Raw genomic sequence first — 21,335 nt, 5'->3', positions numbered from 1 at the left:
ATGAGCTACCCACGAACGCTGGAGGTCCTGGCGCGGCTGCACGTGGAGCCCCGCTTTCGTGAGGCTTGGCGCCGCGATGCCCCCGGCGCCCTGGCCCCGCTGGGCCTGACGCAGCCGGAGGCGGAGGCGCTCCGCCAGGTCGCTCCGGCGGTGGTGGAGCGCGCCGGCCGGATGATGGACTTCCACCGCACCGAGCGCGTGCGCGAGCAGCTCGCCTGGGTGGACGAAGCGAAGCGGCCGGAGCTGGGCCCGCTGCGCGCGCGCTTCCTCCAGGACGTGCCGCCGGAGGTGCTCAACCGCGAGGAGGCCATCGCGTACTGCCGCTTCCTGGAGGCGGGCGAACACGCCCCGCACGCGGAGCTGCTCCAGCGGCTGCCCGCGTATGTGCCGCAGCTGGCGCGGTGCGAGCGGCTGCGCCTGTCGCTCGCGTGGGGCCTCGTCCCCCTGCCGGCGTCGGGCCCGCACGTGGAGCCCTTCGACTACCCGGTGCTCACGCTGCTCGACGCGCTGGACGCGCCGGGCTGGCCCCCGGTGGAGCCGAGGCCCACGCGCGTGGAGTACCTCAAGGTGCCCCACCTGCCCGCCGTGATGCCGCGCGAGCTGCCGTCACCTTGAGGTGCCCCGCGCCCCTTCAGTGCCTGCGGTGGTGCGCCTTCTCATAGGTGCCCATGAGCTGGGTCTCCCCCACGATGTGGCCCTCCATCGCCTTGAGCAGCTCCGTGCGGGTGGGCTGGTTCAGGTCCGGCAGCACCGTGTCCAGGGCGTACAGCTTGAAGTAGTAGCGGTGGTTGCCAATGGGCGGCATGGGCCCGCCGTAGTCCTGCCGGCCGAAGTCGTTGCGCCCCAGCTTCACCCCCTGCGGCAGCACGTCCAGGGTGGCCCCGTCCGGCAGGTTCTGCGCGTTGACGGGGAGGTTGTAGAGGACCCAGTGGCAGAACGTGCGCTGGGGGTTCGCCGGGTCCGGCGCGTCCGGGTCCTCCACGATGAGGGCCAGGCTCTTGGCCCCGGCGGGGAGGTTCTCCCAGTGCAGGGGTGGGGCCTTGTCGTCGCCCTCGCCGGTGTAGGCGATGGGGATGGGCATCCCGTCCTTGAACTTCGGAGAGGTGAGCTCGAGCGGCTTCGGCATGCGTGACTCCTTGGGCATGGGCGGCCAACGTGGCCCCCGGCAAGCTGGCGATGCCGCGGGGCCGGTGCTGAGAGACGGAGGGCGCTCCGCCCGGCCGCCTGTCACCCCCCGGGCCACCCCCCGCCGCTGATCCACCGGGCGCCTCCCGGGCCGCCTGCCGGAAGGGGGCCCCCCTCCGAGGAGAAACGACCCCCCTGGCCCCTCCGCCGTGGTAGCTGCGCTTGCGGGTGCGGCAACCGCTGCTGGCGGTGGGGCGCCCCGCGTCCCCGTACCGGTTGCACGCGCCGCGCATTCGGTGCTAAGCGGCGCCCGCGCGTGTAAGGGGCGGGGTCGGGGTTGGCGATGGAAACCCAAGACTTTTCCGGGGTTTGGTGAGGCGTCCGCATGGCAGACCAGGAGCCTCGGAGTCAGGAGGGCGCGCCGGGCAGTGAGCTGGGCGAGACGGCCCGGCAGATGCGGGCGGCGGAGCCGTACATCTCCGCGGTCTGGAAGCTGGTGGGCGGGGCGGTGGTGGGGGTCCTGGGCGGGTACTTCCTGGACAGGCGGCTGGGGACCTCGCCCTGGCTGCTCCTGGGGCTGAGCCTGGTGGGGATTGGCGTGGGGTTCTACGGCTTCCTCCATGCGATGGCGCGGCTGGGGAAGCGCAAGTGACGGGGACGGGCGGACAGCCGAAGCGGGACCCGTTCTGGACGCACGCGGGGCTGGCGGCGGCGGTGATGGGCGTGGGCGCGGTGGTGGCGGCGGCGCTGCCCAGGGTGACGGAGGACCGCGTCTCCGCGCTCCTGGGTGTCGGGGTGGCGGCGGTGACGGGCGTGCTGGCGCTGGTGCTCAAGCGGCGCGCGGCGATGCAGGCGGACTTGAAGGCGGCGTTGAAGGTGGTCGGGATCGTCTTCGCCCTCAGGGGCGTGGGCGTGGGGATCGGGCTGGCGTGGGTGGTGTCCCGAGGTTTGAGCGCGATCGCGTTCGTGGGCGGCTTCTTCGGCGTCTACTTCGCGTTGCAGTGGATTGAAGTCAGCTACGTGATGGCCGCGTCGAAAGACGCGGCGGGCGGAGACGAGTGATGCGCAAGGCAATGGTGCTGTTCGCCTGTCTGTTCGCGGGCGCCGTGTGGGCCTCCAGCCAGGCCGACGAGCACGGCTACGCGAACGAGGAGAAGGACGCCGAGGGCGAGGACGTCGCCGGCTACATCCTCCACCACGTGTCCGACTCGAACGAGTACGAGTTCGAGATCCCCCTCAGCCACAACCACATCCCCATCCACCTGCCGAAGATCCTCATCCCGCTGCACGAGGGCGCCTGCGCGCCGGTGGCGGATCCGCACGGCGGGGGCCACGGTGAGGTGTACCCGGGCCTGGGCGCCGGCTGCCTGGACCTCTCCATCACCAAGCACACGGTGATGATGTGGCTGGCGGCGGCGCTGCTCATCGTCTCCATCCTCATCTGGAGCAACCGCGACAAGACGAAGCTGGTGCCGCGCGGCGCCGGGGCGAACCTCTTCGAGATGCTGGTCCTCTTCGTGCGCGACGAGCTGGCCATCAAGAACATCGGCAAGGAGGAGGGCCCGCGCTTCGTGCCCTACCTGCTCACCGCGTTCTTCTTCATCCTCTTCATGAACCTGCTGGGCCTGTTCCCCTGGATGGCGACCGCCACGGGCAACATCGCGGTCACCTGCGGCCTGGCGCTGTGCACCTTCTTCGTCACGCAGGCGGCGGGCATCCGCGCGGCGGGCCTGGGCGGCTACCTGAAGCACCTGACGGGCGGCGTGGCCCCGTGGCTGTGGCCCATCATGATTCCGGTGGAGTTCCTGGGCCTGTTCACCAAGCCCTTCGCGCTCACCATCCGCCTCTTCGCCAACATGCTGGCGGGCCACATCGTCATCTTCTTCCTGCTGGGCCTCATCTTCATGCTCCGCAGCCCCGCGGTGGCGCTGGTGAGCGTGCCGTTCGCCTTCGGCATCTACCTGCTGGAGCTGTTCGTGGCCTTCGTGCAGGCGTACGTGTTCACCATGCTGTCGGCGCTGTTCATCGGGATGAGCGTGGCCATGGGCCACCACGATGACCACCACGAGGGTGGCGAGAGCCACGACCACGGCAAGGCGCACCACCTGGCCTGAGCCGTCCTCCTTCGAGTTGACGGGGCGCACGTCGGTGTGACGGCGCGCCCCGGTTGAAGACCCGGCGATTCGAAAGGTCGCCGGAGGTAGTCCTGAAGGGAATTCACGACCCCCCCACAAGCGGGTCCCGCCTCACGAAAGAAGACGTGCTCCCATGACCAACATCGCTCTCGCGTTCCTCGCCGCCGGTATCGGCGCGGGTCTCTCCATCATCGGCGCCGCCCTCGGCATCGGCAAGCTGGCCGCCGCCGCCATGGACGCCACGGGCCGTCAGCCGGCCGCCGGCGGCGACATCCGCACCACGATGATCATCGCCGCGGCGCTCATCGAAGGCGCCACGCTGTTCGCGCTGGTCGTCTGCATCCTGCTCGCCATCAAGGTCTGAGTCAGGGCGTCGGTGTCACCGGGAGCCGGTGTCCTCTTCGGGAAGAAGGGGCGCCGGCGCTCCGGCTCGCAGCACCCGCCTCACCCGAAGCCTCCCGCATCCTCCCTCTGTCTTTCCGCTTCACCGGGACCCCGCCATGTTCCTGCCCTCTGTCCTCGCCGCCAGCAGCTTCGTGGAGGTCCGTCCGGGCCTCATCTTCTGGACCATCGTCACCTTCGTCATCGTCCTGCTGGTGCTGCGGGCGAAGGCGTGGGGCCCCATCCTTTCGCTCGTCGAGGAGCGCGAGAAGCAGATCACCAACGCCATCGAGAGCGCCAAGCGTGAGCGCGCCGAGGCGGAGAAGCTGCTCGCCGACCAGAAGACGGCCATCGCCGAGGCCCGCCGTCAGGCCGCCGAGGACACCAGCCGCATGAAGGCGGACATGGACAAGTTCCGCGAGGAGCTGATGGCCAAGAGCCGCAAGGAGGCGGAGGAGCTGAAGGTGTCCGCCCGCCGCGAGATTGAAGACCAGAAGGCCAAGGCCATCACCGAGGTCCGCGCCATGGCCGTGGACCTGGCCATGGACGTGGCCGCCAAGCTGCTCAACGAGCGGCTGGATGACGCCAAGCACCGCGCGCTGGCCGAGCAGTTCGTGCAGGGCCTGCCCGGCGCGACGAGCGCCACGGCGACCCGCCGCTCGGCCTAACCCAGGCCGGGAGTCTCCCGCCGCGCCCGCCTGTTCCAGGATTCCATCATGGCTCTCTCCATCGGCATCGTCGGTCTGCCCAACGTGGGCAAGTCCACCCTGTTCAACGCCCTGTCCGCCGCGGGCGCGCAGGCGGCGAACTATCCGTTCTGCACCATCGAGCCGAACGTGGGCGTGGTGCCGGTGCCGGACGAGCGCCTGGACAAGCTGTCCGCGCTCATCAAGCCGCTGAAGAAGATCCCCACGTCGCTGGAGTTCGTGGACATCGCGGGCCTGGTGCGCGGCGCGTCCAAGGGCGAGGGCCTGGGCAACCAGTTCCTGGGGAACATCCGGCAGGTGAACGCGGTGCTCCACGTGCTGCGCTGCTTCGAGGACGACAACGTCACCCACGTCGAGGGAGGCGTGAACCCGGTGCGGGACCGGGACGTGGTCGACACGGAGCTGTGCCTCAAGGACCTGGAGACGGTGGAGAAGCGCCGCGAGCGCTCGCTGAAGAACACCAAGGTGGGCGGCAAGGCCGGTGAAGAGGCCAAGGCCGAGGTCGCGCTGCTGGAGCGCATCAAGGCGAAGCTGGATGAAGGCGTCACGGTGCGCGCGCAGAGGCTCACCGAGGAAGAGCACGCCGCCATCCAGGACCTGTTCCTGCTGACGGACAAGCCCGTGCTGTACGTGGCGAACATCAGCGAGAAGCAGATTGGCAAGGAGGACAGCGACCCGCGCGTGCAGGCGGTGCGCGAGATGGCCGCCAAGGAGGGCGCGGGCGTGGTGGTGCTGGCGGCGGCGCTGGAGTCTGAAATCCAGCAGCTCCCCGAGGAGGAGCGCCCCAGCTTCCTGGCGGACTCCGGCCTGACGGAGCCGGGCCTGCACAAGGTGGTGCGCGAGGGCTACAAGCTGCTGGGCCTGTGGACGTACTTCACGGTGGGCGAGCAGGAGTGCCGCGCGTGGACCATCCACAAGGGCTTCAAGGCGCCGCAGGCGGCGGGCGTCATCCACTCGGACTTCGAGCGCGGCTTCATCAAGGCGGAGGTCCTCCGGTGGGAGGACCTGGTGAAGCTGGGCAGCGAGGCGGCGGTGAAGGAGAAGGGCCTGCTGCGCGTGGAGGGCAAGGAGTACGTCGTGCAGGACGGCGACTGCATGCACTTCCGCTTCAACGTCTGACGCGGGGCCTCCCCGGGGCGGGACGTGACGACGGGCGCTGCCTTCCACTTCGGGAGGGGCGCCCGTTTCGCTTCTAGTGGGGGCCGCTCAGCCACGTGTAGCCCCACAGGCCCACGGCGAGCACGGCCAGCACGGTGGAGAGGACGGCGGAGCGCTTCACGCGGCCGGTGGGGTCCATGGTGCCCAGCGCGTACCTCCACACGCCGCCCACGCGCAGGGCGAGGAAGAGGACCAGGAGGACGGGGCCCACGACCTGCCAGCCCTCGGGGCGCTTGAGGATGACGATCCACGAGGCGATGAACGCCACGTTGCCGAGCAACATCAGGGCGGGATAGGGCAGGGACGGACGGGAGGTGCTCACGGGGCAGGCAGTCTGTGCTCGGGGGGACAGCGCGCCCAAGGGAAAGCCGCGCGGCGTGCACGCCAGGCAACAGCCGCGCGGGGGGACTTCAAGGTACTACCGGGGCGGGGGCGCCACGTAGCGGGCGCGGGGGCGGAGCAGGTGGCCCTGCTCGCGCTGCTCCAGGACATGGGCGACCCAGCCCGCGGTGCGGCCCAGGCTGAACAGCACGGTGGCGGCGCCGGAGGGCAGGCCCAGCGCGTCCGCGAGCATCACCAGGCCCCAGTCCAGTGACGGGGGCGGGTGGCCGGCGTCCCGCATGGTGTCCATGACGGCGCGGGCCACGCGGACCTTGAGGGACTCGGGCTTCACGCTCGACGCGGCGGCGACGAGCGGCGGCACCCGCGGGTCGCCCTGGCGGTAGAGGCGGTGGCCGAAGCCCGTCACGGCCTCGCCCCGGCGCAGGCGGCCGTGGACGACCTGCGCGGCGCGCTCGGGCCGGCCGACCTCCGCGATGAGCGCCTCCACGCGGTCGCAGGCGCCGCCGTGGCGGTGGCCGGAGATGGCCGCGAGCGCCGCGCTGATGCACGCGTAGAGGTCCGCGCCGGAGGAGGCCGTCACGCGGGCCGCGAAGGTGGACGTGTTCAGCTCGTGGTCCGCGCAGAGCACCAGCGCCAGGTCGAGCAGCTCCGCGGTCCGCTTCGGCTTCGCCTCCCAGGCGGTGGCCAGGGACGCGGCCACCGTGGGTTCCTTCAAGGCGCGCGGCACGCGCCCGGGAGCCCGGGCCACGCAGACCCATGCGCCCAGGTGGCGGATGAGGCGGCGCGCGCGGAGCATCTCCTGCTCCGCGGGCGCGGCGAAGCGGCCCGCGTCGCTCGCCGCGAGCAGGGGCACCAGCGCGGCGAGCGCGGAGAGGGGCGGGGTGCCTCGCGGCAGCATGGTCGCCAGGGCGGACGGAGACACGCGCGGCGCGTCCCCGGGCGGTGGGGCGACGACGTCCTCCGGGGAGGGCGACCGCGCGCTCCGCGGTGCGCCCGCGCCGCGCGCCGGGGACGCGGGGGGCGTGCCTCGCGCCGAGGACGCCGCGCGCCCGGCGGTGGTGTCCCAGGGCGCTCCCAGCGCGGGCCACGGGGTGGACTCCGGCGGCAGGCGCCCGGTCCACAGCAGCTCCGCGACGTCCTCGAAGCGGTGGCCTCGCGTGGCCAGCTCCACCGCGTCGTGGCCCCGGTACGTGAGCCGCTCCTCGCTGATGCTCGACACCGACGAGTCGATGACGGGCTCGCCCCAGCGCAGCGCTCCGGAGGCCACCGCCGCGTGGCCCGCGCGGGCGTCGTGGCGCGTCTTCAGCCGCTCCACGTCCGCGCGCAGGTAGCGGTTCTCCTTCGTGCCCTTCTCCGGCACGCAGCGCACGAGCCCCCGGCTCACGTACGTGTAGAGCGTCGCCCGCTTCACCCCCAGCAGGGCCGCCGCCTCGTCCGCGCGCAGCAGCTCCTCCTCAACTGGATGGTCGAATCGAGATTGAGAACGTCCCCCTGCGCGACGCACCATGTCTCGCGTGCCTCCCTGGAGCGGAGTCTCGACTCGACTGGACCCTCCTGTCGAGTCGGGGCGCTCGCCGGGCGAGGCATGACCTGACGGGAGAGCGACCATGAACGTGGACTTCGGACGCACGTCTTCGGACTACGCGAGATACCGGGCGGGGTTCCCGGAGGCCTTCTACAGGCGGCTGGAGCAGGACGGCGTGCTCACGCCCGGCCTGCGGGTGCTCGACCTGGGGACCGGCACCGGCACCATCGCGCTCAACCTGGCCCGGCGCGGCTGCGCCGTCACCGCGTTGGACGTGTCCGCGCCGCAGCTGGAGGCCGCCGCGCGGCTCGCCGGTGACGAGGGCCTGCGCGTGGACTTCCGCGAGGCCCCCGCGGAGGACACCGGCCTGCCCTCAGGCGCCTTCGACCGCGTGTTCGCGGGCCAGTGCTGGCACTGGTTCGATCGCGCCGCCGCCGCGCGCGAGGTGTTCCGCCTGCTCAAGCCCGGCGGCAGGCTCATCCTCTGCCACTTCGACTGGACGGCCCTGCCCGGCAACCTGCTGGAGGCCACCGAGGCCCTGGTGGAGGAGTTCAGCCCCCGCGTCCAGCTGGCCGTGGATCGCTTCGGCCGGGGCATGGGCATCTACCCGGACTGGTTCCGCGACGTGGGCGTGGCCGGCTTCCAGTCCCTGACGTCCTTCACCTTCGACACGGTCGTTCCCTACACCCACGAGGCGTGGCGCGGCCGGATGCGCGCCAACTCGCGCATCGGCGCCATGCTCCCGCTCGAGCAGGTGGCCCGCTTCGACGCCGCGCTGGGCGCGCTCCTCGCCGAGCGCTTCCCCCAGGAGCCGATGTCCGTTCCCCACCGCGTGTTCGCGCTCGTCGCGGAGCGCCCGTGACCCAGGAGTTTGCCATGGCCTCGCCCCACCTCGTCCACTCGGAAGACGTCCCCTGGACCGAGCTCGCCCACGGCAGCCGCGTGGCGCTCAAGCGCAAGCAGCTGGGCGCCGCCGCGCACGGGCGCAAGCTCGGGTGCAGCCTGGTGGAGCTCCCGCCGGGCCGCCGCTCGTGGCCGCTGCACTACCACCTGGGCAATGAAGAGGCCGTCTACGTCCTGGCCGGCTCGGGCTCGCTTCGCCTGGGACAGGAGACGCTGCCCGTGCGCGCGGGGGACTACGTCGCGCTGCCGCCGGGCGCGGAGTGCGCGCACCAGCTCATCAACGACGGCCCTGAGCCGCTGCGCTACCTGTGCTTCTCCACCATGGAGGCGCCGGACGTGCTCATGTATCCGGACTCGAGGAAGGTGGGCGTCTTCGCGGGGGCCGCGCCCGGGGGCGACAAGGCGTCGCGCACGCTGCACGCGTATCTGCCCCTGGACGCGCAGGTGGATTACTGGGAGGGCGAGGGGCCCTGATAGGGTGGCCGGGCCATGGCCTCCCTGCTGGATGCGCTCGACCGCGAGCGGCTGCTCAAGGACCCCGCCGCCGCCGCGCTGGTGCCGAAGGGCGAGCCTCCCCACGTGTCGCTGCTGCGGCTGTGCGACGCGGGCCTGCTCGCGGGCGGGCTCTCCGTGGGGTACGGCGTCCGGCCGGATGAGCTGGTGGGTCCGCTCACCGCGGCCATGGGGGGCGCGGCCCGGCGGCTCAAGGTGGTGGACGTGCGCGAGCGCCCCGCGCTGGAGCTGCACGTCGAGGCGGGCGACGTCACGGAGCGCTGGGAGGTGGAGGACGTGTCCGCGCTCGTGCACAACCTCAACGACCTGTACCGCGACGCGGCGGACGTGCGCGCGGTGGCGGTGCTGGGGGAGTGGGAGGACGCGCTCCAACTGCTCTGCGTCGAGCGCCGCGCGCTGGGCCGGCTCTTGCGCCAGCCCTTCTTCGCGCCCCTCAACGCGCGGGGGCTCCAGGACCTGGCTTCGTCCCGCTGACAGGGGGCGTCTCTCGACCCCGGACGCCCGGTGGGGCACCATGGGGGCATGCGCATCACGCTGGCTCTCTTCGTTGGATTGCTCCTGGGGAACGTCGCTCGCGCGGAGCCGGACTCCTTTGGCCTGGGCACCGGACGCGACAAGGTGCTGACCCTCACCGCCGGGCAGACGCACTCGCTGGGCGTGAATGCCCCGCTGCGCAAGAGCGTCGTGGCCGGGGACAAGGAGCTGGTCGTGTCCGGCCTCAAGGTCTCCGCGGGCGACCTGGTGCTGGTCCACGAGAGCACCGGCCTGGCGTCCACGCCCGACGTGGGCAACAACGGCAAGGCCGTGCAGCTGGAGGGGTCGGTCGCGCTGGGCCGCTGGGAGATGGCGCGGGTGGAGACGGTGTCGTCCTCCTCGCCCGTCGTCTTCGGGCTGAGCGCGCCGCTGCGCTACGCGTACACGGCGGGGCGCGCCCAGGTGGTGCGCGTGTTCGAGTACTCCGACGTCGTCATCGAGGCGGGCGCGCGGCTCACCACGTCGCCGTGGGACGGCGGGTCCGGCGGCATCCTCGCGATGCTGGTCTCGGGCAAGGTGGTCAACGACGGCCGCATCGACGCGGACGGCCTGGGGTACCTGGGCGGCGTCTTCCAGGCCGACATCCCGGGCCTGGCGGGCTGCACGGGGCTGGAGCTGGAGCATGGCAAGGGCGGCTCCGCGCGCGGCGAGGGCGTGGCGGGCCAGGCATCCAAGAGCGGCATCGCCACCGGGCGCGGCAACCTGACCAACGGCGGTGGCGGCGGCAACTGCGCGCTCGCGGGCGGCGGCGGTGGCGGCCACGGCGGCAGCGGCGGCGTCGGCGGGCGCACGGCGTTGGAGGACGGGCAGCGCGAGGAGGGCGGGCTGGGCGGCGCGGCGCTGAGCTACTCCGTGTTCGAGCGCTTCGCGTTCGGCGGCGGCGGCGGCGCCGGCCAGGGCTCCGACGCGTTCGGCTCCAGCGGGGCGGCGGGCGGCGGCGTGGTGTTCATCCGCGCCACCGCGTTCGAGGGCACGGGCGTCTACAGCGCCTCCGGTGCGACGGCGGGCAACGCGACGGGCAGTGACGGCGCGGGCGGCGGCGGCGCGGGCGGCGCGGTGGTGCTGCGCGCGGTGGACCTCCTGGGCTGCGGCGCGGTCGCGGCGCTGGGCGGCGCGGGCGGGAACACGCAGGTGGACAAGCAGCCCTACGGGCCGGGCGGCGGTGGCGCGGGCGGCCGGGTGCTGCTCCAGGCCAGCGTGCTCCGGTGCGCGTCCAGCGTGAGCGCGGGCGGCGCGGGCGTGTCCAGCTACCCGGGCGCGGGCTCGCATGGCGCGGGGCCGGCCTCCACGACGGCGGACGCGGGCACCCCGGACGGCGGGTCGTCCACGGGCGGCACGTCCGAGGGGACGACGCAGCTGGTGCCCGAGGGCTACCAGGTGCCCGAGGCGCCGGTCCTCTCCGCGCCCGCGTCGGGCGAGGTGTCCGCCACCCCGCGTCCTCGCTTCGCGGGGATCGCGGGCACGAACGGGCCGGTCGTCCACATCGTCGTGGACGGGCGGGAGATTGGCGCGGTGGTGCCGGGCTCGGATGGCCGCTTCACCTACGACGCCACCACGCCGCTGGGCGCGGGCGCTCACGAGGTCATCGCCTGGGCCGAGGTGCTGGGCGTGGCGAGCAAGTCCTCCGAGCCGGTGCGCTTCACCACGCCCGCGGTGGTGCTCGCGGACGGCGGCGTCGTGCAGATGGCCGTGCTGGTGGTGCCCTCGAACGGGGACACGGTGGGGCCCACGCCGCTGTTCGCCGGCACCGCGGCCAATGGCGTGAGCGTGGGCGTGGTCATCGACGACGGGCCGGACCACATCGTGCCGTTGGACCTGCTGGGGCGCTTCCGCTACCAGGTGCCGGCCTCGGAGCCGCTGAGCGTGGGTTCGCACAGGGTCACGGTGCACTCGCACAACGAGGCGGGCGAGGACGGGCCGTACTCCGACGTCGTGGGCTTCGAGGTGGTCGAGTCCGGCGCGGACGGCGGCGCGGTTGGAGGCCCCGACGCGGGCGCGGCGGATCCGGCGGTGCCCAGGGTGGTGGTGCCCGCGGAGGGCGCGACGGTGGATCCGACCTTCACGTTCGTGGGCGTGGCGCTGCCCGGCACCACCGTGCGGCTGGAGCTGGACGGCAAGGCGCTCGCCACCGCCACGGCGGATGACGAAGGCGTCTTCCGCCACGTGCTGACGGCGGACAAGGCGCTCGCGACGGGCGCGCACAAGGTCGTCGCGCAGGGGTTGACGGACGACGGCGAGGCGGGGCTGCGCTCACCGGAGGTGGGCTTCCAGGTGCGGGGCCCCACCGACCTGGACGTGGGCTGCGGCTGCGGCGCGGCGCCCGCGGGGATGATCAGCCTCTGGGCGCTGGTGGGCCTGGGCGCCCTGGCGCGCCGCCGCCGCTCGCGGAGCTGACGGGGCGCCCGCGTCCCTCGTCCCTCCAGGGGGGCCCGCCAGGCGTCCGGTGGAGCTGGCGGGCGCGGCGCGAGGGGGGCCGTTATCTTCCCGCCCTCGAAGGCGCCCCGGCTCCCGGGGCGACAGGGTGGCGCGCGTGACGACGGACGTGTCCTCGGAAGAAGCTCCCTCGCGGCGGGCCCGGCGCCCGGCCGGGGCCCGCAACTGGCGGTGGGGGGTGTCCCTGCTGCTGGGGTTGGGGCTGCCCACCCTGCTGCACGTCTACATCGGCCTGCGCCTCTTCACCGCCCCTGGCTGGCCCGCTCCCTGGGCCGCCCTGGGCTGGGGCCTGCTGGGCCTCTGCTACCTCGTCCTGCTGGCGGGGTTTCGCGCCGCGCGCCGTGAGGCCACCGGCTTTTCCCGCGTCATCCAGTGGGGCGCGTACCTGTGGCTGGGGGCCTTCGGGGTGTTCCTCACCGCCGTGCTGGCCTCGGACGTCGTCGGCGCCGCGCTGTCCCTGTCCGGCGCCGTCACCGACATGCGCGCGCTCGCCCGGGGCCGCGCGGTCGCCGTGCTGGGCACCGCCCTGCCCGCCGTGGCCTTCGCCTTCGTCACCGCGCGCGGCAAGGCCCGCGTGGAGCGCACCACCGTGGCGCTCCGGGACCTGGGCCCGGGCCTGGAGGGCCTGCGCGTCGTGCAGCTGTCCGACGTCCACGTGGGCCCGACCCTGGACGGCGTGTGGCTCCAGCGCGTGGTGGACCAGGTCAACGCCCTGGAGCCGGACCTCGTCGCCATCACCGGCGACCTGGTGGACGGCTCCGTGGACCCGCTGCGCGACCAGCTGACGCCGCTCGCGGACCTGAGGGCCCCGCTGGGCGTCTACTACGTCACCGGAAACCACGAGTTCTACCACGGCGCCCGCGCCTGGATGGCCGAGGTCTCCCGGCTGGGCCTCACCGTCCTCACCAACGAGCACCGCGTCGTGGAGCGCGGCGGCGCCCGGCTCGTCGTCGCCGGCGTCACCGACCACGACGCCGGCCACATCGACCCGCCCCTGGCGAGCCGCCCCGACCTCGCGCTCGCCGGCGCCCCGCCGGACGTGCCCCGCCTGCTGCTGGCCCACCAGCCCCGCACCGCCCTCTCCCTGGAGGGCCTGCGCGTGGACCTCCAGCTGTCCGGCCACACCCACGGCGGGCAGATCTTCCCCTTCATGTTCTTCGTGAAGCTCCAGCAGCCCGTCGTGCGGGGCCTGGCCACCGTCGCCGGGACCCGGGTCTACACGCACCGCGGTACCGGGTACTGGGGCCCCCCGCTCCGCCTGGGGCCCGCCCCGGAGATCGCATCCCTCACCCTGGTAGGAGCTCCCCGTTCTGACGGTGATTCAAGCCAAGCTTGATATTTCCGTTCTTGCTGCTTATCGTTGGGGACGTGTCCACCGCATCGTCTTCCCTCCTTGTCCCGGAATTCGCTTTCAGCCGTCCCACGGCGCCCGCGGTCCCGGGTGCGCGGCGAGGGGCCCGGGCCCCGGCCTCGGGGCCCCGGACCGGGAAGGCGGCGCCGACGCTGCTGGTGATCTCCGAGGCCCCCGAGGTCCGGCTGGCGGTGGCGCGGGAGGTGGGGCTGGGGTGCCGGCTGGTGACGGCGCTGGGGGCGACGTCGGCGGACCGGCGGCTGGACCTGGGCGTGGCGGTGGACGGGCTGGTGCTGGACCTGGACGCGGATCGCCGCGTCGTGAGCGACTTCCTCTGCCGGCTGGTGGACCGGGGCTTCCACGGCCCGCGCATCCTCCTGTCCTCCGGCTTCCGTCCCGAAGCGAGCGCCACCTTCCCGACGGCCTGCCACACCCACTTCGCACTCGGCCGGCCCTGGCGGGCCGGTGAGCTGCGCTCGCTCCTGGAGAGAGTCCTTGGGGTCTCCCACGTCGCTCCATCCGCAAGCCGTCCGTGACTCCCGCCGTGACGCTCCCCGCCTGGCGCCGTTGACGGCGCGGGTGGCGGACGCGGGCCACGGGCTGTTCACCGGCATCGCCGGGGCGTCCGCGGGCGCCGCGCGCAGCGCGTACCTGGCGCTGATGCTCTTCGCCAGCGGCATGGCCCGCTGCGCGACGGGGCGCTCGCGCGAGGGGCTGCCCCAGCTCAAGCGCTCCCTGTTCCGCGTGGCGCAGGTGCCGGTGGACCTGGTGCTGATGCTGGGCGGGCGGGTGCTGTCTGCCGTGCAGGTGGTGACGGGCCTGGAGCCCGTGGGCCGCCGGCTGACGGACGCGGAGGTGGACCGGCTGCGCCCCATCTTCGGCGACAGCGTGGACTTCCGCTGCGTGCGCGTGAAGGAGGGCGCCCTGGGCCTCCTGGGCCTGCCGGGCCGCGCGTTCGCCCACGGCGACATCCTCTTCGTGCCCCCCGGCTACGGCGCGGTGGGCTTCCGGCTGCTGGTGCACGAGCTCACCCACGTGTGGCAGCACCAGCACGGCGGCACGGGCTACCTGAGCGGCGCGCTCGCCGCGCAGTACGTGGGGGACGGCTACGACTGGCGCAAGGCCGTGGGCCACCGGCGCTGGGCGGAGCTCAACCCGGAGCAGCAGGCGCAGTTCATCGAGGACGCCGCCGACGCCCAGCTCATCCCCCACGTGGGCCGCCCCACGCCCCAGCAGCGGCTGCGCGGCTGGAGCGACGCCGCCCTGTGCCTCCTGGACGAGGCCCTGGACTGCCTCTACGCCGGCCGCGGCGCGCCCTGAGCGCAACCCCGAGGCCCCGAAGCCGGAGAATCCTTCACGCCTTCCGGGATTCACATGTCGTCTCATGTAGGCTGCTGGCGCCGTGAGCGACGCGCGGCCGGCGGGCGAGGAATGCAGGACTACCTGCCATATAGGGATGGGCCCTGGTGACGTGACGGGTTATAACGACCTCTGAACCGTTCCGGCGGCAGAGGGGTCGCGAGCCTTGCGGCCACCCCCAGCGGACGTCACGTGCAAGGTTGATGTGGTGAAAACCCACCCCAGAGGTCCTCTCGCTTCCGGTCGCGTCCGGAAGAAGCCCCGGATGACGCCCGCGTCGGCGGCGGCGCGGTCGCGGCGGCAGTTGGAGCGCAAGCTGGCGGTCAGCGTGGGGGCGGCGGCCCGGGACGCGCGGCTGCGGGCCGGTCTCACGCAGGCGGACGTGGCGGAGCGCGTCGGCATCGCGTCGGAGGTCTATGGCCGGCTGGAGCGGGGCAAGATGATGCCCAGCGTCCCCACGCTGTTCCGGCTGTGCCTGGCGCTGCAGCTGTCCGCGGACGCGTCCCTGGGGCTGGCCGTGGCGGCGGCGGCGGGCGCGGGGCTGTGGGAAGAGGACTCCACGGACAAGGACGACCTGCCGGAGATGCGCCGCCTGCTGCGCGCGGTGCGCCGGCTGCCGCGCCCCCAGCTGAAGCTGATGAGCCTGGTGGCCACCGCCATCCTGCCCACGCGCCGCTGAAGGCCCCGGGGCCTCAGGGCGCGGACGCGGGGGGCCGGCCCGGGTCCGGGGGGGCCTTCGTCACCCGCCAGACCCAGCCGGACGGGGTGGTGTCGCGGTGCCCGGTGCTGACGTCCACCGCGTACACGTCCACGGTGTGCTCGCCCACGGGCAGGTCCTTCAGCCGCCACGGGGACTCGCAGGGGATGTAGAGGCTGCCGTCCAGCGAGCACCAGAACACGGGCTTCAGCGTGGTGGCGGTGAAGACGAAGGTGGCCTCCCCGGAGGGCGTGGCCCCGGGGGGCCCTTCGTCGATGAAGGTGTCCGGCCCTTCGTTCCCCGCGCGCGCCAGCGACGGCGGGAAGAGCAGCGGCATCAACATGAGACCCAGCAGCAGTGACGCGAGCAGTCCGTGGGGCAGGTATCGCAGGGACGGCGGGGGAATCATGAGCGGGCTCGCGTGACGCCGGACGCCGCGCGAACCCTGGCTCGGAGCATGTCGTGGGAGTGAAGTCTGGGAGGGCTGGGGCGTCTCATGGCAGCCGGGAAATGGGAAAGGACGACTTCCAGGAAGGTGGGGATGGATCCGGAATGGGGCGCCCTGTCCGCGGGGCGGGGCCGGTCATCCACGGCGCGACGTGACGCGGAGGGCAAATGTCCTCCAGCGGAAAGGGCTCGTCCTCCCGTGTGCGCACGGCGGGCGGTGTTGGCACGCGGCACGGCGCAGCGCTTGTCAGGGCGGACATCCCCTGGCCTCATGGACGCTGGCCCGGAGCTGCCTTGCACGAACGCCGTCGCCCATGACCTTCGCGAAGAGGAGCACGCCCTGGCACGCCGCCGCGCTGGTGCTCGCGGTGTGCCTGCTGTGGCCCGCGCCGCCGGCTCGGGCCCGGTCGCCGGAGCAGGACCCCGGCAGCGCCCGGCTGGGGGACACGCTGGACGGGGGCCTGCCCGTCGCGGAGGAGGACCTCGCCGCCGGCGCCGCCCCCGCGAGCATGGACGCGCCGTGGACGGAGGGGGATGACGGCCCGGACGGGGGCGGCGGGACGGTCGCGAAGGAGGCGGAGCTCCAGCGCACGGACGCGGGCTGGGCGGTGGAGGCCGGCGCGGACGCGGCGGACGGCGGCCCCGCGCTGGCCGCCTTCGTGCCGCCCGCGCTCGTGAAGGACTCGCCCGCCCCGTACCCGCCCACGCTGGTGGGCGAGGGCGTGGCGGGCACGGTGAAGCTGGAGCTGCTGGTGGACGAGGCCGGCGAGGTGGACACCGCCACGCTGGTGGAGGGCGTGCACCCGCTGCTCGACGAGGCCGCGCTGCACGCGGCGCCCTCGCTGCGCTTCTCGCCCGCGAGGATGGAGGGCCAGCCCGTCGCGGTGCGCCTCTTCTTCGAGTACCGCTTCGAGGCGCCCAGCCCGCTGGCCGCCGACGCGGACGGGGGCACGCTGGCGCCGCGGGGGCCGGTCACCCTCCAGGGGCTGGTGCGCGAGAAGGGCAACCGCCGGCCGCTGATTGGCGCGACGCTGGTGTCGGACGCGGCGCCGGACTCGCCGGTGCAGACGGACGAGAACGGCCGCTTCGAGGCGCGCTTCCCCACGGGCGGTCAGGCGGTGCGCGTGTTCGCCCCCGGCCACAAGCCCGGCCTGTTCCGCGAGGCGCTGAAGGCCAGCGAGTCGCTGGAGGTCGTGTACGGCCTGGAGCCGCTCGTGGTGAACCCCTACGAGACGGTGGTGCGCGGCGACCGCGAGCGCACGGAGGTGAGCCGCGTCACGCTGCACGACGCGGAGCTGCGGGAGGTGCCCGGCACCATGGGCGACCCCTTCCGCGTGGTGATGCTGCTGCCGGGCGTGGGCAGCATGCTGTCCGGCGTGGCGTACCCGGTGGTGCGCGGCAGCCAGCCCGCGTCCACGGGCTACTTCCTGGACGGCATCCGCATCCCCATCCTCTTCCACCTGTTCCTGGGGCCCGCGGTCATCCACCCGGACTTCCTGGACGCCATCGACTTCTATCCGGGCTCGCCGCCGCCGCGGTACGGCCGGCTGATGGGCGGCGCCATCGACGGGCGCCTCACCCGCCCTCGCGACGACCGCGTGCACGGCAGCGCCTACGCGGACTTCATCAACGCGGGCTTCTTCCTGGAGACGCCCTTCAAGTCCACCGGCACCAACGTCAGCCTCGCGGGCCGCTATTCCTATACACCGTGGATCATCGCGCTCGCGGCCAATCAGTTGCAGGACCCGCCGCCGCCGGGGCGCACCAACCCGAAGGTGGTGCTGGACTTCTGGGATTATCAGGCCCGCGTGGAGCAGGACGTGGGCCGGGGCAAGCTGCGGCTGTTTGCCTTTGGCTCGTCGGACACCTTCGGCTCGGAGGCGCAGGACGACCAGGGCGACACCGCGCTCCAGTCCATCAACTTCCACCGCGTGGACCTGCGCGGCCGCCACCCGCTGGGCAGGGGCGAGCTCGAAGTCGGGGGGACCTGGGGCCTGGACCGCTTCGCCGTCGTGTCGCGCGGGCCGGACGACGGGGACGAAATCTACATCGACCAGGGCAACTACTCCGGGCGCCTGGGCTACAGCGTGCCGCTGGATGAGCGGCTCCTGCTGCGCGCGGGCGCGGACGTGGAGCACAAGCGCGCCATCGTGGACGTGCTCAAGGTGGAGGACGGTCGGCAGGTGGACGAGGACACGGTGCACGTGCCGGTGGCGCTGGCCACCTTCACCGGCGCGTACGCGGAGGGCGTGTGGACGCCTGATGACAGATGGACGGTGGTGCCTGGCCTGCGGCTGGACGCCTACCACCTGTCCGGCGGGTTCGACCACAAGGTGCTGGAGCCGCGCCTCACCGTGCGGCACAAGCTCACCGACACGGTGACCCTCAAGGGCGGCGCGGGCATCTTCCACCAGCCGCCCACCACCCTCATCAGCCTGCCGGTGGTGGACGTGGGCAGCCTGTTGTTGGGCCTCCAGGAGGGCGTGCAGCTCTCCACGGGCGTGGAGTGGAAGGCCTTCGACACATGGGAGGTGGGGTTGGATGTCTATGTGAACCCCATGCTGCGCACCATCGAGCTCACGCCCTTCTCCGACGAGGGCCTGACGGACGACCCGGATGCCGTTGGCGACCCGGACACGTCGCCGCCTCCGCCGGATGGCGGCCCCCGCCAGGACGGCTTCCGCCGGGTGCGCGCGCGGCAGATCGACATCGACAGACCGCCGGTCAGCCGGGACGACTGGGACCTGCCGGACTTCACCAGCCATGGCCTGGCGTATGGCCTGGAGCTGCTCATCCGCTACCCGCTGGGGAACAACTGGTTCGGCTGGCTGTCATACAGCCTCCAGCGCAGCACGCGGCGCACCACCTTCTACCGGTATGACTCGTCAGGTCGGGTCCTCTCCGAGGACTCCGCGGACCTGCCCTTCGCGTTCGACCAGACACACATCCTGAACCTGGTGGTCAGCCACAAGTTCTCCAACAACATCACCCTGGGCGGCGTGGTCCACTTCAACAGCGGCCGCCCCGAGTACGGCACCCTCGGAAGCCAGACGCACCGCGAGGGCACCGACACGGACGGACAGCCCTCATGGGTGCGGGTGGATCGCGACCAGGTGGACCGCCTGCCGCCCTTCTTCCGCTTCGACCTGCGCGTCTCCAAGGCCTGGGCCTACGACACCTTCAGCCTGGAGGCCTACCTGGACATGCTCAACGTCACCCTCAACACGGAGACGCTGGGCTTCGACTACCTGGGCGGCGGCTACACCCGGCAACCCCTGACCAAGAGCGCGGTGGGGCTGCCCATCGCCCTGCCCATCATCGGGGTCAAGGGCCGGTACTGACCTGTCCTCCAGGGCAGGGCCAGTGCTCGGGGGTGAACCGTTTTTCGCGCAACCTGCCCTCCGGGGCTGCTCCACGCGTGGCCAGTTGTGTCAGTATTCCATGAGACGCGGGTTTTTCCAGCCTGCCCGGCACCGACGTGAGGGGTGAGGGACAGGCCCTTGGCGTCGGGGGGAGCACGATGATGGGTTTGTCCTGGGGGCCCGGCGCGGCTCCGGCATGGGAACTGCCCGCAGACAGCGAGACGCCCTGCATCCTCCTCGAGCCGCTGTTCGGGGAGACAGGTGAGGCGCTCGACTTCCGGTGGACGTCCATGAACGTCCCGGCGGAGGGCTTCGTGCGCTCCCTGGAGCTGGGCCGCCACGTCTCCCTGTGGGCGCGGGAGGGCGCCGCGCTGCTCGACGTGGGGGCGCTCGTGCGCGTGCTGATGCGCGGCGTTCCTCACGTGGGGCACCTGCCGGGGGACGCGGCGGGGCGGCGGTACGTGGCGGTGCGGCACGGAGAGGGCCTGGCGCTGTGGCTGCTGCCGCGCGACGAGGGGCAGGCGGCGGACGCCCACCAGGCGGCGCGGGAGCGGGCGGCGCGGGAGGAGGTGGAGGCGGCGCTGGCCCGGGCGGAGCAGACGGTGAGCGCGCTGCGCGAGGCGGAGGAGCGCTACCGGCTGGCCACGCGCGCCACGCATGACGTGCTGTGGGACTGGCACTTCGCCACGGACCGCGTGCGGTGGGACCCGGGGACGGGGGACGCGTTCGGCCACGCCACGTCCATCCTGGAGCACAAGCTGGGCTGGTGGGGCGAGCGCGTGCACGACGAGGACCGGGACCGGGTGGTGGAGTTCGTCGCGTCCACGGGCGACGTGTGGAGCGAGGAGTACCGCTTCCAGCGCGCGGACGGCAGCTGGGCGCACGTGCTGGACCGGGGCGTGCTGGCGCGCGACGACGAGGGGCGCCCGGTGCGGATGATTGGCTCCATGATGGACGTCACCGAGCGCACCCGCCAGTTGGAGACGATGGTGGAGGAGGCGCGCTTCCGCGAGCGCTTCATCGGCATCCTGGGGCACGACCTGCGCAACCCGCTCAACGCCATCGTGCTGTCGGCGCGGGCGCAGAAGCGCCGGGGGCCGCTGGAGTGCACGCCGGAGCAGCACCGCCAGCACGCGCAGCGCATCGAGTCCTCCGCGACGCGCATGGGGAACATGATCGCGGACCTGCTGGATCTGACGCGCGCCCGGCTGGCCGGCGGCATCCCGCTGCGCAAGGGCCCCACGGACCTGGGGGCGGTGTGCCAGCAGGTGGTGGACGAGCTGTCCGCGGCGTACCCGAACCGCGCGGTGGCGGTGGACGTGGACGGCAAGGCGGAAGGGGAGTGGGACGCGGAGCGGCTGGCGCAGGTGCTCTCCAACCTGGTGGGCAACGCGCTGGAGCACGGCAGCCCGGACGCGCCGGTGTTCCTGCGCTGCTGGGCGAAGGGCGAGCACCAGGTGCTGGAGGTGCAGAACCCCGGCTCGCCCATCCCGGAGGAGCTGCGCGAGCGGCTGTTCGATCCATTCCGCCAGGGCGAGGGCGAGCGGGCGCACGAGCAGGGCCGGCGCCACGGCGGGCTGGGGCTGGGGCTCTTCATCGTGAAGGAGATCGTCCAGGCGCACGGGGGGACGGTGGAGGTGACGTCGACGCAGAAGGACGGCACGACGTTCACGGTGCGGCTGCCTCGGCCGCCGCGCCCCAAGGCGAAGGCGAAGGCGGGCCGAGGTCGGACCCGAACCGCCTGATCTTTCGGAAGGGGTCAGCGTTCGCCGCCATGCGGTGAAGCAGGGAGCGTCCGCCGCCGCACGCCGCGCGTGTTGTGCGAAGGACCGAAGGGGATGGGCCGGGAGGGCAGGGGCGCTGCTCACTTCGTCGGAGTGCGTTTACCGGTTGATCAGACCGCACGGCCCGTGCGGTCACCCACGTGGAGGCAGCCCTATGCAGCGCAATCCCCCTCGCAACGCCCTGTTTCGTTCCGCTCCCTGGACGGCGCTCTGTCTGGCCGCGGCCCTGGTGGGCTGTGGCGCTCCCCTCGACGAAGGCTCGGACGTGGTGACGGGCCGGTCCGCGGCGGCGCTCGCCTCCACCAATGGCATGACGTTGAACGGCATGACCTTGAATGGAATGACCTTGAACGGGATGACCCTGAATGGCCTGTTGGTGAATGGCCTGACGGCGACGGCCCTGTCCACGAGCGCATTCCAGACCTGGTTCCAGCAGGATCCCGCGCTGTCGGACATGGTGATGCGCTACGTGGTGAAGTGCTCGCTGGGGGCGGGGGTGGCGCTGACGTACCAGTCCCCGTCCACGGGCGCGCGCTACACCTGGGATGGGAGTCTGGGATTGGCGCAGGGGTGGGCGGG

Annotated in this window: 21 protein-coding genes and 1 pseudogene; 18 read left to right on the top strand and 4 right to left on the bottom strand. The window is 72.9% G+C overall.

What is annotated here, in order from left to right; all coding sequences use genetic code 11:
- A complete protein-coding gene (locus tag U8525_RS32640) occupies nucleotides 1-615 on the top strand; it encodes a hypothetical protein (protein ID WP_374270640.1) in 615 nt (204 codons plus the stop codon).
- 16 nt (nucleotides 616-631) lie between these two features.
- Here U8525_RS32640 and U8525_RS32635 read toward each other — a convergent pair whose 3' ends face one another.
- Nucleotides 632-1,126 (bottom strand): YbhB/YbcL family Raf kinase inhibitor-like protein, encoded by a 495-nt coding sequence (locus U8525_RS32635; RefSeq protein ID WP_374270639.1) that lies wholly within the window; start codon nucleotides 1,124-1,126, stop codon nucleotides 632-634.
- Nucleotides 1,127-1,510: 384 nt separating this feature from the next.
- Between U8525_RS32635 and U8525_RS32630 the strand changes: the two genes are divergently transcribed.
- The 6 genes from U8525_RS32630 to ychF all read left to right on the top strand — a co-directional run bounded on the left by U8525_RS32630 (nucleotide 1,511) and on the right by ychF (nucleotide 5,467).
- A complete protein-coding gene (locus U8525_RS32630) occupies nucleotides 1,511-1,777 on the top strand; it encodes an AtpZ/AtpI family protein (protein WP_374270638.1) in 267 nt (88 codons plus the stop codon).
- Nucleotides 1,774-2,187 (top strand): hypothetical protein, encoded by a 414-nt coding sequence (locus U8525_RS32625; protein ID WP_374270637.1) that lies wholly within the window; start codon nucleotides 1,774-1,776, stop codon nucleotides 2,185-2,187. The genes U8525_RS32630 and U8525_RS32625 overlap by 4 nt, the downstream gene beginning before the upstream one ends.
- Entirely contained in the window at nucleotides 2,187-3,239 is a 1,053-nt protein-coding gene (gene atpB, locus U8525_RS32620; protein ID WP_374270636.1) for a F0F1 ATP synthase subunit A, read from the top strand. Before U8525_RS32625 ends, atpB begins: the two co-directional genes overlap by 1 nt.
- A gap of 154 nt (nucleotides 3,240-3,393) precedes the next feature.
- A complete protein-coding gene (locus U8525_RS32615; RefSeq protein WP_014400382.1) occupies nucleotides 3,394-3,624 on the top strand; it encodes an ATP synthase F0 subunit C in 231 nt (76 codons plus the stop codon).
- Nucleotides 3,625-3,760: 136 nt separating this feature from the next.
- Nucleotides 3,761-4,309 carry a F0F1 ATP synthase subunit B gene (atpF, locus tag U8525_RS32610; RefSeq protein ID WP_374270635.1) on the top strand — a complete coding sequence of 183 codons (549 nt, stop codon included), beginning with the start codon at nucleotides 3,761-3,763 and terminating at the stop codon, nucleotides 4,307-4,309.
- A gap of 48 nt (nucleotides 4,310-4,357) precedes the next feature.
- On the top strand, nucleotides 4,358-5,467 hold the full coding sequence (gene ychF / locus U8525_RS32605) for a redox-regulated ATPase YchF (protein ID WP_374270634.1): 1,110 nt from the start codon (nucleotides 4,358-4,360) through the stop codon (nucleotides 5,465-5,467).
- A 73-nt stretch (nucleotides 5,468-5,540) separates the two neighbouring features.
- Here the strand turns inward: ychF and U8525_RS32600 are convergent, their stop codons facing one another.
- Both U8525_RS32600 and U8525_RS32595 read right to left on the bottom strand, forming a co-directional pair.
- Nucleotides 5,541-5,828 carry a hypothetical protein gene (locus U8525_RS32600; protein WP_374270633.1) on the bottom strand — a complete coding sequence of 96 codons (288 nt, stop codon included), beginning with the start codon at nucleotides 5,826-5,828 and terminating at the stop codon, nucleotides 5,541-5,543.
- Between the two features lie 96 nt (nucleotides 5,829-5,924).
- Nucleotides 5,925-7,355 (bottom strand): citrate/2-methylcitrate synthase, encoded by a 1,431-nt coding sequence (locus U8525_RS32595; protein ID WP_374270632.1) that lies wholly within the window; start codon nucleotides 7,353-7,355, stop codon nucleotides 5,925-5,927.
- Nucleotides 7,356-7,455: 100 nt separating this feature from the next.
- On the opposite strand from U8525_RS32595, the gene U8525_RS32590 reads away from it, so the two are divergent.
- The 8 genes from U8525_RS32590 (at nucleotide 7,456) to U8525_RS32555 (ending at nucleotide 15,145) form a co-directional block, all read left to right on the top strand.
- Nucleotides 7,456-8,235 carry a class I SAM-dependent methyltransferase gene (locus U8525_RS32590; protein WP_374270631.1) on the top strand — a complete coding sequence of 260 codons (780 nt, stop codon included), beginning with the start codon at nucleotides 7,456-7,458 and terminating at the stop codon, nucleotides 8,233-8,235.
- 14 nt (nucleotides 8,236-8,249) lie between these two features.
- Complete coding sequence (locus U8525_RS32585; RefSeq protein ID WP_374270630.1) at nucleotides 8,250-8,750, top strand: cupin domain-containing protein; 501 nt, start codon at nucleotides 8,250-8,252, stop codon at nucleotides 8,748-8,750.
- Nucleotides 8,751-8,765: 15 nt separating this feature from the next.
- Complete coding sequence (locus U8525_RS32580; RefSeq protein WP_374270629.1) at nucleotides 8,766-9,263, top strand: hypothetical protein; 498 nt, start codon at nucleotides 8,766-8,768, stop codon at nucleotides 9,261-9,263.
- A gap of 48 nt (nucleotides 9,264-9,311) precedes the next feature.
- Nucleotides 9,312-11,717, top strand: a complete 2,406-nt coding sequence (locus tag U8525_RS32575) for a hypothetical protein (protein WP_374270628.1) — start codon at nucleotides 9,312-9,314, stop codon at nucleotides 11,715-11,717.
- A gap of 127 nt (nucleotides 11,718-11,844) precedes the next feature.
- Nucleotides 11,845-13,092, top strand: coding sequence for a metallophosphoesterase (locus tag U8525_RS32570; protein WP_374270627.1), 1,248 nt, complete (start codon nucleotides 11,845-11,847; stop codon nucleotides 13,090-13,092).
- 173 nt (nucleotides 13,093-13,265) lie between these two features.
- The gene (locus U8525_RS32565) at nucleotides 13,266-13,643 is read left to right on the top strand and encodes a hypothetical protein (protein ID WP_374270626.1); all 378 of its coding nucleotides are present in this window, start codon (nucleotides 13,266-13,268) and stop codon (nucleotides 13,641-13,643) included.
- Nucleotides 13,603-14,427, top strand: coding sequence for a hypothetical protein (locus U8525_RS32560; RefSeq protein WP_374270625.1), 825 nt, complete (start codon nucleotides 13,603-13,605; stop codon nucleotides 14,425-14,427). Before U8525_RS32565 ends, U8525_RS32560 begins: the two co-directional genes overlap by 41 nt.
- Nucleotides 14,428-14,731: 304 nt before the next feature.
- Entirely contained in the window at nucleotides 14,732-15,145 is a 414-nt protein-coding gene (locus U8525_RS32555) for a helix-turn-helix transcriptional regulator (protein ID WP_374270624.1), read from the top strand.
- Nucleotides 15,146-15,158: 13 nt separating this feature from the next.
- Here the strand turns inward: U8525_RS32555 and U8525_RS32550 are convergent, their stop codons facing one another.
- Nucleotides 15,159-15,572, bottom strand: coding sequence for a hypothetical protein (locus tag U8525_RS32550; protein ID WP_374270623.1), 414 nt, complete (start codon nucleotides 15,570-15,572; stop codon nucleotides 15,159-15,161).
- A gap of 352 nt (nucleotides 15,573-15,924) precedes the next feature.
- Here U8525_RS32550 and U8525_RS32545 point away from each other — a divergent pair, with 352 nt between their 5' ends.
- The 3 genes and pseudogenes from U8525_RS32545 to U8525_RS32535 form a co-directional block, all read left to right on the top strand.
- The gene (locus U8525_RS32545) at nucleotides 15,925-18,951 is read left to right on the top strand and encodes a TonB family protein (protein ID WP_374270622.1); all 3,027 of its coding nucleotides are present in this window, start codon (nucleotides 15,925-15,927) and stop codon (nucleotides 18,949-18,951) included.
- A 179-nt stretch (nucleotides 18,952-19,130) separates the two neighbouring features.
- On the top strand, nucleotides 19,131-20,717 hold the full coding sequence (locus U8525_RS32540; protein WP_374270621.1) for an ATP-binding protein: 1,587 nt from the start codon (nucleotides 19,131-19,133) through the stop codon (nucleotides 20,715-20,717).
- Between the two features lie 193 nt (nucleotides 20,718-20,910).
- Nucleotides 20,911-21,335: pseudogene (locus U8525_RS32535) on the top strand (hypothetical protein); the annotation flags it as partial.

Source organism: Corallococcus sp. RDP092CA (genome assembly GCF_041903675.1).
Classification (GTDB): domain Bacteria; phylum Myxococcota; class Myxococcia; order Myxococcales; family Myxococcaceae; genus Corallococcus.
The sequence above is the reverse complement of the archived record's forward strand: the minus strand, read 5'-3'. Positions and strand labels throughout refer to the sequence as shown.

Bases quoted from the DNA above. Each gene is read 5' to 3' on its own strand.
- U8525_RS32640 (WP_374270640.1), top strand. From the start codon at position 1: ATGAGCTACCCACGAACGCTGGAGGTCCTGGCGCGGCTGCACGTGGAG.
- U8525_RS32635 (WP_374270639.1), bottom strand. From the start codon at position 1,126: ATGCCGAAGCCGCTCGAGCTCACCTCTCCGAAGTTCAAGGACGGGATG.
- U8525_RS32630 (WP_374270638.1), top strand. From the start codon at position 1,511: ATGGCAGACCAGGAGCCTCGGAGTCAGGAGGGCGCGCCGGGCAGTGAG.
- atpB (WP_374270636.1), top strand. From the start codon at position 2,187: ATGCGCAAGGCAATGGTGCTGTTCGCCTGTCTGTTCGCGGGCGCCGTG.
- U8525_RS32615 (WP_014400382.1), top strand. From the start codon at position 3,394: ATGACCAACATCGCTCTCGCGTTCCTCGCCGCCGGTATCGGCGCGGGT.
- atpF (WP_374270635.1), top strand. From the start codon at position 3,761: ATGTTCCTGCCCTCTGTCCTCGCCGCCAGCAGCTTCGTGGAGGTCCGT.
- ychF (WP_374270634.1), top strand. From the start codon at position 4,358: ATGGCTCTCTCCATCGGCATCGTCGGTCTGCCCAACGTGGGCAAGTCC.
- U8525_RS32595 (WP_374270632.1), bottom strand. From the start codon at position 7,355: ATGGTGCGTCGCGCAGGGGGACGTTCTCAATCTCGATTCGACCATCCA.
- U8525_RS32590 (WP_374270631.1), top strand. From the start codon at position 7,456: ATGAACGTGGACTTCGGACGCACGTCTTCGGACTACGCGAGATACCGG.
- U8525_RS32585 (WP_374270630.1), top strand. From the start codon at position 8,250: ATGGCCTCGCCCCACCTCGTCCACTCGGAAGACGTCCCCTGGACCGAG.
- U8525_RS32580 (WP_374270629.1), top strand. From the start codon at position 8,766: ATGGCCTCCCTGCTGGATGCGCTCGACCGCGAGCGGCTGCTCAAGGAC.
- U8525_RS32575 (WP_374270628.1), top strand. From the start codon at position 9,312: ATGCGCATCACGCTGGCTCTCTTCGTTGGATTGCTCCTGGGGAACGTC.
- U8525_RS32555 (WP_374270624.1), top strand. From the start codon at position 14,732: ATGACGCCCGCGTCGGCGGCGGCGCGGTCGCGGCGGCAGTTGGAGCGC.
- U8525_RS32550 (WP_374270623.1), bottom strand. From the start codon at position 15,572: ATGATTCCCCCGCCGTCCCTGCGATACCTGCCCCACGGACTGCTCGCG.
- U8525_RS32545 (WP_374270622.1), top strand. From the start codon at position 15,925: ATGACCTTCGCGAAGAGGAGCACGCCCTGGCACGCCGCCGCGCTGGTG.
- U8525_RS32540 (WP_374270621.1), top strand. From the start codon at position 19,131: ATGATGGGTTTGTCCTGGGGGCCCGGCGCGGCTCCGGCATGGGAACTG.